Annotated in this window: 10 protein-coding genes and 2 pseudogenes; 10 read left to right on the top strand and 2 right to left on the bottom strand. The window is 60.4% G+C overall.

The annotated features are described in order from the left end of the window. The 9 genes and pseudogenes from AC1DYF_RS39335 to AC1DYF_RS39295 form a co-directional block, all read left to right on the top strand. Positions 1 to 93 (top strand): annotated as a pseudogene (locus AC1DYF_RS39335) (IS6 family transposase); the annotation flags it as partial. Positions 94 to 364: 271 nt separating this feature from the next. Beyond that, entirely contained in the window at positions 365 to 628 is a 264-nt protein-coding gene (locus tag AC1DYF_RS39330) for a hypothetical protein (RefSeq protein WP_477884244.1), read from the top strand. Between the two features lie 160 nt (positions 629 to 788). After that, positions 789 to 1949 (top strand): ROK family transcriptional regulator, encoded by a 1161-nt coding sequence (locus AC1DYF_RS39325; protein WP_477884243.1) that lies wholly within the window; start codon positions 789 to 791, stop codon positions 1947 to 1949. Between the two features lie 67 nt (positions 1950 to 2016). Beyond that, positions 2017 to 3324 carry an ABC transporter substrate-binding protein gene (locus AC1DYF_RS39320; protein WP_477884241.1) on the top strand — a complete coding sequence of 436 codons (1308 nt, stop codon included), beginning with the start codon at positions 2017 to 2019 and terminating at the stop codon, positions 3322 to 3324. A 77-nt stretch (positions 3325 to 3401) separates the two neighbouring features. Then, positions 3402 to 4322, top strand: coding sequence for a carbohydrate ABC transporter permease (locus AC1DYF_RS39315; RefSeq protein WP_477884239.1), 921 nt, complete (start codon positions 3402 to 3404; stop codon positions 4320 to 4322). Beyond that, complete coding sequence (locus tag AC1DYF_RS39310; protein ID WP_477884237.1) at positions 4322 to 5224, top strand: carbohydrate ABC transporter permease; 903 nt, start codon at positions 4322 to 4324, stop codon at positions 5222 to 5224. Before AC1DYF_RS39315 ends, AC1DYF_RS39310 begins: the two co-directional genes overlap by 1 nt. A 24-nt stretch (positions 5225 to 5248) precedes the next feature. After that, positions 5249 to 7390: a beta-galactosidase gene (locus AC1DYF_RS39305; protein WP_477884235.1), complete on the top strand. Its 2142-nt coding sequence runs from the start codon at positions 5249 to 5251 to the stop codon at positions 7388 to 7390. Positions 7391 to 7392: 2 nt separating this feature from the next. Further along, the gene (locus AC1DYF_RS39300; RefSeq protein ID WP_477884246.1) at positions 7393 to 7737 is read left to right on the top strand and encodes a TOBE domain-containing protein; all 345 of its coding nucleotides are present in this window, start codon (positions 7393 to 7395) and stop codon (positions 7735 to 7737) included. Positions 7738 to 7801: 64 nt separating this feature from the next. Continuing rightward, complete coding sequence (locus AC1DYF_RS39295; RefSeq protein WP_477884233.1) at positions 7802 to 8743, top strand: aldo/keto reductase; 942 nt, start codon at positions 7802 to 7804, stop codon at positions 8741 to 8743. Between the two features lie 409 nt (positions 8744 to 9152). Here AC1DYF_RS39295 and AC1DYF_RS39290 read toward each other — a convergent pair whose 3' ends face one another. Then, positions 9153 to 9731 (bottom strand): TetR/AcrR family transcriptional regulator, encoded by a 579-nt coding sequence (locus AC1DYF_RS39290; RefSeq protein WP_477884231.1) that lies wholly within the window; start codon positions 9729 to 9731, stop codon positions 9153 to 9155. A 161-nt stretch (positions 9732 to 9892) separates the two neighbouring features. Between AC1DYF_RS39290 and AC1DYF_RS39285 the strand changes: the two genes are divergently transcribed. Beyond that, the gene (locus AC1DYF_RS39285; RefSeq protein ID WP_477884229.1) at positions 9893 to 10363 is read left to right on the top strand and encodes an SDR family NAD(P)-dependent oxidoreductase; all 471 of its coding nucleotides are present in this window, start codon (positions 9893 to 9895) and stop codon (positions 10361 to 10363) included. On the opposite strand, the pseudogene AC1DYF_RS39280 reads toward AC1DYF_RS39285, so the two are convergent. Then, positions 10322 to 10414: pseudogene (locus AC1DYF_RS39280) on the bottom strand (IS6 family transposase); the annotation flags it as partial. The gene AC1DYF_RS39285 and the pseudogene AC1DYF_RS39280 overlap by 42 nt on opposite strands.

Genomic DNA, 10414 nt, shown 5'->3' with positions numbered 1-10414 from the left:
TTCCACATCCCCCGACACGACGTCTCATCCAGCCATCATCGCGAATTGCGTTCAGAGGCAATGAACCTGTGGGCAAAGATCGCTCGGGCATGAACCGTCATAGTGCAAGCGGGCTACGACTGCCGCGTGCCCGTTAAGTTTACGATGCCCTTCGGACTTCAAAAAGTTAACAAAGCATGAAAATGACACCGTCCATGGATAATTGTGCCCCCGAAAATCTTTGCGACGCGCCGTCGAGAAGCCAACGGAGCAGTTCGGTCATATAGCCGCTCGCCTGGCCCGGGGAGAGAATGAAGCACATTGGATTCCCCAGCCCCAAATCGAACTTCCGGCATCCGCAGCGCAGGCCAGCTGGGACTGGTCGATGGAAGGCATCGAAGCTGCCATCAAATACCATCTCAGAGCGGGCGATGCGCTGAGTTTCGTCGATGCGATCATACATGGCTCGGCCGAGCGGGTGAACCCCGGCCAGCGCCGCATGGCGGTCTATCGCTACGGCCCGAGCTGGGGGCGTTTTCGCTATCCGTTCAAGATCAGCGAAGCGATGCTGGCGCGGCTGACTCCGGAGCGGCGGACGATCATCGAACTGCAGTCGCAATCGCTGGTGCCACCCGGCGCGGCGGCGTGAGGCCGAACGACCCAGCAGCAAAAAAAGACGGACTCGCGGTCGATTTTGGTTTATGCCGACGCCCGTTGCCGGTGCGCCGGCCTAGTAGAAACTGGCCCGTCCGATGAAGCGACTGTCAACGACATCGAGCCTTTTGCGCCGCCTGAACCGGTCGGCCGCAGTGGATCTGATCCGCACCGAAGGGGTGATTTCGCCATCGAGCCTCGCCGAGCGGCTGAACATCAGCCTGCCCACGGTGATGCGCGTGATCGAGGATCTGATCGCCGAGGATCTGGTCGCCTATGACGGCTTCGACGAGACGCCGCGGGGCCGGCCGCGGGCGCGCATCAAGTTCCGCGGTGCGGCGCATGCGATCATCGGCATCGAGGCCGGCAAGGGCGAGTTCTACGGCGCCGTGGCCAATCTCGAAGGCGTCGTGCAGACAGAAATGCACGAGAGGGCCGACGATGATGGCGAGCGCAATTTCGAAAAGCTGGTCGGCCTGATCCGCCGGCTGATGGCGGCCCCCCGCCCGCGCGGCCAGACCATTCGCGGCATCGGCATTGGCCTGCCCTCGATCGTCAGGCAGCCAGAGGGCGAAGTGGTGCTGACTCTCGGGCTCGGCTGGCGCGACATGCCGTTGCGGGCGCGGCTCAGCGAACATTTTCAGATGCCCATCGTCGTCGAGAACGGGCGCAACCTCGCCGCCGTGGGTGAATGGGGATTCGGGGCCGGGCGTGGCGCCGACAGCGTCGTGAGCCTTTCGATCGGGCCCGGTGCCGGCGCCGGCGTCATGATCGAGGGCAAGCTCTATGGCGGGCACTCGCATGCGGCGGGCGAGCTCGGCTGGTATCTCGATGACCCCCTCCTCACCGGGCGGCCGTTCGAACATCTGGGAGACAAGCAATCGCTGCGCTTTTTCGGCATCCCCGAACAGGCGACCAAGATGCTCGAAGAGGCCAACACGCAGTATGCGGCGGGGAAGCTCAGCCTGGCTGCCGTCACCGACCGGCAGGCGGGCAAAATCGCCCCAGTCGTGACCGAACTGCTCGACTATGCGACGATGGCGGTGGGCAGTGTTGCAGCCTTCATGAACCCCGAAATCATCGTGCTGGCGGGCCGGGTCGTCGGCGGCGGTGATCTGGTGCTCGATGTGCTGCGGCATCGCCTCAAGGACAATGTGTACGACCCGCCGCGCCTCGTGATAGGCGCGCTGGGGCACCGCGACATCGTGCTTGGAGCGGTGCGCCTGGTGCTCGATGCGACGACGCTCAACCCTGCCGACAGCCTCGTGACTAAAGATCAATCGATCGCGATTGACAGCGAAGGGATCTCGCATTAACTTTCTAACTGAAAGAAAACATATTCCCTGCATCGTGTGGGAGTGTATCTTTCGTGGGAGGACTTCAATGACAAAGATTTTCAATCCGCTTGGGCGGACGATGCAGCGTCGTGACTTCTTGAAAGTTGCGGGCGCGAGCGTTGCGGTAGCTGCCCTGCCGGCGGCAGTTCGCGGTGCCGAGCCCGTCAAGGTGCTTCTGTGGTCGTGGGTGCCGAATCTCCAGCTTCAGGTAGACATGTTCAACGCCGCGCATCCGGGCATCCACATCGAACTCGTTAATGCCGGTCAGGGCGACCCGGAGTATCAGGCGGTTCGTGCGGGCCTGCAGGCGGGCAGCGGCCTGCCCGACGTTGTCCAAATCGAATACCAGCACCTCGAGAGCTTCCGCCAGGTCAACGCCTTCGCCGACATCGGCCAGTACGCCAATGCCCATAAGGGCGAGTTCCCCGAAGCCACGTGGAAGCAGGTCGCCAAGGGCGATGTGGTCAACGCCATGCCGCAGGATACCGGTCCGATGGCGATGCTTTATCGCAAGGACATCTTCGACAAGCAGGGGATCACGCCGCCCACCACCTGGGCCGAGTTTGCCGACGCGGCCAAGAAGATCCATGCGGCCGATCCGAATGTGTTCATCACCGACGCGCTGTTCAGCTCAGGCGACTGGGTCACTGCTCTGCTGTGGCCGATGGGCTGGAAGCCCGTCAGCCGCGATGGCGACAAGCTCGCGATCAACATCAACGACAAGATTTCTAAGGACTTCGCCGCCTATTGGCAGGACCTTATTACCGCGGGTGTCATCGAGACCAAGCCGGGGTTCAACAATGAGTGGTACACCGGCCTCGACACGGGCCGCTATGCCACCTGGCTCACTGCGGGCTGGGGTCCAGTGTTCCTGACCTCGTTCGCCAAGACCAGCGCGGGCCACTGGCGTGCCGCCGATCTGCCGCAGTGGGACACGAGCAAGTTCGCGACCGGCAATTGGGGTGGCTCATCGCTGGCTGTTATGAAATCGACCCAGCATCTGCCCGAGGCCGCCGAAGTCGCGATTTGGCTGACCACGAATCCCGAAGCCACAATGCTCTACACCACCAAGCAATTCTTCTTCCCCTGTACCTCCGCGCTGCTGTCAAGCCCGGAATGGGCGGGCAACAAGATGGATTTCTACGGCGGCCAGGCGGTGAACGAAGTGTTCGCCAAATCGGCGAATGCTGTGACGCCATTTGAGTGGAGCCCGTTCCAAAGCTTCTTGTACCAGTCGATGTCCGATGAATTCGGCGCCTCGATCGGCGGCAAGGGCACGTTGTCGGATGCGTTCGACCGCATCCAGGACACCGTGGTCACCTACGCGAAGGAACAAGGCTTCACCGTAGTCTGAGTTCTCCCGGGCAACGGCCGGGCGCGCATGATCTGCGCGCCCGATCTCTTCATCTTGCCTGACGGGGGAGCATTGCATTGCCGAATTCGCCAGCCGTAGCGACGCGCCCAGCGCGATCGGGCGGTTTTACGTCACAAAAGCTCGCGCCCTATCTGTTCCTGGCGCCCTTCTTGCTGCTGTTTGGCGCCTTCATCGTCGCGCCGCTGGTTTATGCATTCTATATAAGCCTCTATCGTGACACGCTGGTGGGCGGGCGGCAATTCGCAGGTGCAGCCAGCTACATCAAGGTCATGGGAGACGCCAAATTCTGGGGCGGCGTATGGAACCTCGTTTTGTTCGGCATCGTGCAAATGCCGATCATGCTGGGCCTGGCGCTGTTGTTTGCCATCGTGCTCGACCGTGGTCAGGTCTATGCCAAGGGCGTCTTCCGGCTCGGCTTCTTCCTCCCCTACGCCGTTCCGAGCGTGATCGCGACGATCATCTGGGGTTATCTCTACGGCCCCACCTTCGGCCCGTTCACGCAGATGGCCAAGGCGTTCAATCTGCCGCCGCCGGACTTCCTGTCGCCAGGCGCGATGATCTTCTCATTGGCCAATATCGTGACGTGGGAATATGTTGGCTACAACATGGTGATCTACTACGCCGCGCTGAAGGCGATCCCGTCGGACCTCGGCGAGGCCGCGCGGGTGGAAGGCGCCTCGCCCTGGCAATTTGCGCGGCTGATCCAGCTGCCGCTGCTGTGGCCCGCGATTCTGCTGACCATCATCTTTTCGATCAACGGCACACTACAGCTGTTCAATGAGCCATATTTGATGCGCGCGCTCGCCAGAAACACCATCAATTCGAGCTACACGCCGAACCTCTATGCCTATTCGCTGGCGACTTCGAACCAGCAGTATGGCTATGCGGCAGCCGTCTCGTTCGTGCTTGGCATCGTGATCGCCGGTGCCTCCTATGTCTTCACCCTGATCACCAACCGCCGTCGGCCGGAGCAATGATGACTGCGACCACCGACATCGCTACTTTCAAAGCTGCCAAGCGCCGGCTCGGCGAACGGCGGCGCTCGCGGATCATCCTCACGCTGCTGCTGTCACTGTTCCTCCTCTACAGCTTCATGCCGCTGGTCTATCTGGTCCTATCAGCAACGAAGACGAATGGCGACCTGTTCACCACGTTCGGCTTCGGCTTCGGCACCGAGTTCAACCTTTGGCAGAATCTGCGCGATCTGCTGGCGCGCGACAACGGCATCTTCATGCGCTGGATGTTCAACAGCCTGCTCTATGCGACCATCGCCGGGCTCGGTGCCGCGATCCTGGCTACCGCGGCAGGCTATGCGTTAGCCAAATTCAAATTCGTCGGCCGCAATCTGTTGTTTGCGCTGGTCTTGGGCGCTGTGATGATCCCGCAGACGGCCCTGGTCGTGCCCACCTTCCTGCTGCTGGCGCTTTCGGGACTCAGCGACAATCCGCTGGGCGTGATCCTGCCCTCGATGATCTCGCCGATCGGCGTCTATCTGATGCGCGTCTATATCGAGCAGGGCCTCGACAACGAACTGATCGACGCAGCGCGTATCGAAGGCGCCGGCGAGTTCGTGATCTTCCGCGCTATCGTGCTGCCGCTGGTGGCGCCGGGCATGGTGACCGTGGCGCTGCTCTCCTTCGTCGGGACCTGGAACAATTACTTCCTGCCGCTCATCGTGCTGCGCTCGCCGGAGTATCAGCCGATCACTGTGGGCCTTGCGACCTGGTATCAGCTCGCGCAGCAGGGCGGTGGCGGCGGGCAGGTGCTGTTCTCGATCATCATCACCGGCGCGCTGGTCAGCATCATCCCCGTCATTGTAGTTTTCCTGCTGCTGCAACGGTTCTGGCAGGGCGGCCTCACCGCCGGGGCCATCAAATAAACTATCCCCTGGAGTTTTCCGACTATGACGACTGCCTCGAAATCCGCGCCGCTCTCTGTCTGGCGGCCGATCGCAACCGACACTTTCCTCGTCGGTACCCCGCATTACCCGGAGCAAGTCGATGAGAGCTATTTGCAGCGCGACGCCGATCGCATGGCAGCCGCGGGCTTCAATGCGGTGCGACTTGCGGAATTTGCCTGGAATATTATCGAGCCGCATGAGGGGACGTTCGACTTTGATTTGTTCGACCGCGCCATAGATGTGCTGGGCAAGGCTGGCATCAAGACCATCATGTGCACACCGACGGCGACGCCGCCGCGCTGGCTGACGGTGCGTTATCCCGAAGTTTTGCGCGTCGATGCCAATGGCCGCGCCATGAGCCATGGCTCGCGCCAGCACGCTAATCTTGCGAGCGGCGCGTTCCGTGAACATTCGAAGCGCATTACTGAAGCGATGGCCCAGCATTATCGCGGCAATTCGCACATCATCGGCTGGCAGACGGACAATGAGTTCAATACCTCTGGATCGCTGTCCTACGGTTCGGTGACTTTGGCCGAGTTTCAGGCCTTCCTAAAGGACAAGTACAAGACCATCGCCGCGCTCAACGATGCGTGGGGCGGAAATTTCTGGGCCACCGCCTACGACGATTTCGATCAAGTGGTGCTACCCCTCGACTACGCCCCTGCCCCGGTCGGGCCGACCCATCTGATCGACTATCACCGTTTCCTTGCCTTCGTCACGGCGCGGTTCCAGCACGATCAGGTGCTGATCCTGCGCGCCACCAATCCAGACTGGTTCGTCTTCCACAATCTGGGGCGGATCGACGACATCGACTTCCGCGGCGAGTTCTCGACCGATCTCGATTTTCTCGGCTTTGACATCTACCCGCATCTCCATGACGAGATGCAGCGGGTCGGCGGCGTCGGCGAGGGGCAGGCGCTGCAACTCGACATATGCCGCGGCTTCACCGGCAACTTTATCGTGCCCGAGCAGCAATCGGGCTTCGGTGCGCAGCCGAACTTCTCAACGCTGACGCCCGAACCCGGCGAGATGCGCCGCATGGCCTATACGTCAGTGGCGCGCGGAGCCGATGGCGTGATGTTCTTCCGCTGGCGGCCGGCGCATTTCGGCGCCGAGATCTATTGGATGGGCATCATCGATCACGACGACATCCCGCGGCGCCGCTATGACGAGGCCAAGCAGTTTGCGGGTGAGGTCACGGCGCTCATGGACAAGATCCTCGGCACGCATGTGCGCATGGATTTGGGCATCGCCGGATCAGATTTCGACAACCAGGAGATGCACCGCTCCTACCCCATCGGCATGCCGAGCCCGCAGGACGATGCGACGCTGCTGCACCGCTATTGCTACCGCCACAACATCGCCTGCGGCTTCATCCATCCCGAGGATGATCTCAGCAAGCTCAAGGCGCTCTACGTGCCGCATTGGCTGAAATGGACCGATGCATGGACGGCGCGGATCGAGGCCTTCGCTAAAGCGGGTGGAACGGTAATCCTGGGCGGCCGCACCGGATCACGCGACGTTAACAACCACGTCATCCGCGACACCTCGCCGGGCAAGACGCTCTCGGCCCTGGCCGGGGTCACGGTCGAGGAGTTCGGTTTGCTGGCGCCGATCGGCGGCGACGGCCTGTTCGAGCATGGCGGCCGCTTCGGCGCCAACACGGTGCGCAAGAAGCTGCCGGCGACGTCGGCGAGCCGCCAATACGAGCTCAAGATCGGGAATGCGCGGGTGACGGCGGCGCATCTTTATGAGCTGCTTAACGTCGCGCCCGGCACGGAGGTTGTCGGCAGCTGGGCCAGCCGCTTCGCCGAGGGCCAAGCCGCGATAACGTCGCGCAAGGTCGGCAAGGGCAATGTGATCTACCTAGGCACGTACCTCAGCGATGCTCTGGTCGAGGTGCTGGTCGATCAGGTGCTGGCGCCCGCCGGTATCGTGCCGCTCATCGCCGACATGCCGGCCGGCGTCGAAGCGACCATCCGCGAGAACAAGGACCGCCGCCTGCTGTTCATCCTCAACACGCTGGGCGAGCCGGCAGAGGTGCCGAATATTCCAAAGGGCACCGATCTGCTCGGCGACGCGCAGGTGAAGGCAGGCCGCATGAGGCTCCCCGCCTATGGCTGTAGCATCATCGAACTGGCTTAAGCATTGGTGCACGGACCAAATTTCAACAAGTCCTTTGTGACTTTGGACGGCGTCAGTCTGCCGCTGCGATTCCCAATCCTCGCGCGCACTACTGCATTCGTCCCGAACATTTTCACTTGGATGAGGCGGGCGTTTCAGCGGACGTTGTTGTGGTCGAGCCGACAGGATCAGAAACACAGGTGGTGATGCGTATCGGCGCCAGTCAGCCGTGGCCGTCTTTCGGGAGCGTATCACCGCGAGGCCGGGGGAAGCCATCAAGATCAAGCCCCAAGCAGACCTCATGCATCTCTTCGACCATCAAGGCGCACGAGTCGGCTCGCCGATCTAAGGCCGGCAACGCTTCTTAACACTTGGTACTCATTGGCGCGGCATCCTTGCCGCGCTTTGGAACCAATAACCAAGGAATCTTCCATGTATCATCGCGCTCTGGGCAATACCGGCCTGTCTGTAACGCCGATTTGCATCGGCACTAGCCCGCTTTCCAGCATGCCTTCCGTCTATGGCTATAGTGTTGACGCCGAACAGGCGCGGGATGCGATTCGAGCGGCACTTGAAGGTCCGTTCAATTTCCTCGATACATCCAACAACTATGGCGGCGGCACTGCAGAGAAGTTGATCGGGGAGGTTCTCGCGGAATGGGGAGGCCTTCCCCAAGGCGTGGTGTTGGCCACCAAAGTGGACGCAGACCCTGTCACGGGTGAATTCTCCGGCGATCGCGTGCGGCGCTCGGTGGAAGAAAGTGCCCACCGGCTAGGCCTCTCCAGCTTTCACATCCTCCATCTGCATGATCCCGAGTTTCATGTGGATTTCAGCACAGCGATGGCACCGGGCGGTGTTGTTGAAACCCTTCAAAACATCAAGGCGGAGGGTGGTGCGGGGGCCATCGGCATTGCCACCGGCGATCTCGTAGAGCTGCGTCGGTATCTCGACACCGGCGTATTCGACGTCTTGCTCAGCCACAACCGCTATACGCTGCTCGACCGGACAGCCGATGAGCTTATCACTGCCTGCAACGTCGCAAAGGTCCCATTCCTTAATGCAGCGCCGTTTGGCGGTGGTATTCTTGTCAAGGGGCCAGGCAACACCACTCGCTATGCCTATGCGAAAGCAGAAGCGCATGTACTATCCTTAGCCCTCGAAATGGAAGCCATCTGCAAGCGGCACAATGTTCCACTTGCGGCGGCGGCCCTGCAGTTCTCCCTGCGTGACGCAAGGATTGCGGCAACGGTAGTCGGAGTTTCGGCCCGAACACGGGTTGGCGAGTTGCAGGTCCTGGCAGAGCATGACATTCCCCAGATCCTCTGGGACGAGTTGGACGCCCTGAGTGCGCGCGAAGGCATTACCCGAGGCTAGTTAGAGCTCAGTTAAGGCCCCATCCCACAATCAATAACCTAAGGAGAATGCGCATGCACGGTATCACTGCGCTGGAACGTTGGTGCGGGGATCAACAAATGTGCGGAATTCGGCCTTTGATAGACCGCTTTGTTACAGCCATGGCAGATCATAGACCATGAATGTATGGTTGTCGCTCCATCATTGATTCCAAGGAACCCGGGCGACAGGGTGAAGACGAACCGTCGAGATGCACTTGCGCTCGCCCGGCTTTTGAGCTGAAAATCTCCACGAGGCGTGCTCGGATGGGTTCGCTTCGGCGGATTCAAACGAACGCAGCTACGCGCTCGCCGAAAAAAGCCCCACGGTCTTTGCTTGTTGATCTCGAAATACGTGATTGGCCGCCTTTCACAGGCTTTTGGCTGTGTTGTTACGTTTTTGGTCCTGACGAAGCTCTTATCCCGTCGAGAGCCAACTCGATAAAGCGACGCCAATCCCGATTGGGATAACCCATAGTCGCAGCAACGCCATGCATGAGAAGCGAAATGTCATTGGCCGTGAGGTCACTTCGCACCGCATTTGATGCTTGAGCCCTATCAATCAAGAGCTGCACTGTATCGCTCAAATTAGCGATAGTTTCGGCAATGGCAGCCAGCATAGCTTCGTCAGCTCTCATCAGCGCATCGCGTGTGCCAGCATCAGCGGCAGTAATTGCCGCACTCTGACGAAGAACATCGGCAAGGATATCAAATGGTTCAGCGTCGTCACGACGCACACCTACCTGTGCGATATCGAGCAACATCTTATATTTGCGCTCGATTAGCGCAAGCATAAGAGCGTCTTTCGTGGCGAAGTGACCATAAAGCGTGCCGACGCCTACGCCTGCCCTCACGGCAATTTCGTCCATCTGGACATCAAGGCCCGATATCGCAAATGCCTCACTGGCTGAGGCAAGGATGCGTGCTCGGTTGCGCGCCTTATCGGCCCGCTCGGGTCGGGTACGCGTCATCCGATGGACTGCGGGCGATTGGGGAGCATGTACGTCATGTGACCCTTGTGACGGAAAGCACAGCTGTTGACAACATGAACCATCGTTCGATATTACGAATAAGTCGAACTATGGTTCAGGTTATTGGTGCCCTCTCTGTTTAGGGCGATGGAGAAGTCAACATGGGTAAACTCGAGGGCAAAGTCGCGGTGATCACCGGGGGCAACAGCGGCATTGGGCTGGAGTCAGCGAAACTGTTCGCCAAAGAGGGCGCCAAGGTGATCCTCACCGGGCGCAGACGCGAGGCGGTCGACGAGGCGGCTCGGGCAACCGGCCACGACGCCGTGGGTTTCGTCGGCGATATCGCCAGCCTCGACGATCACGACAGACTCGTGGCTCTTGCAAAGGACCTTTTCGGCAGCATCGACGTCTATTTCGCGAATGCCGGTGTCTTTGCCTATGCCGCCTTCCGGGACACTTCAGTCGACATGTTCGACCGGACCTTCTCTATCAACGTGAGGGGAACGTACTTCGGCATCCAGAAGGCATTGCCGAGGCATCGTAAACTTAACGGGCACGCGGCAGTCGTAGCCCGCTTGCACTATGACGGTTCATGCCCGAGCGATCTTTGCCCACAGGTTCATTGCCTCTGAACGCAATTCGCGATGATGGCTGGATGAGACGTCGTGTCGGGGGATGTGGAA

This window comes from Rhizobium sp. P2_G9, assembly GCF_056403475.1.
Note: the sequence above shows the minus strand (reverse complement) of the source record. Positions and strands in the feature narration are given on the sequence as shown.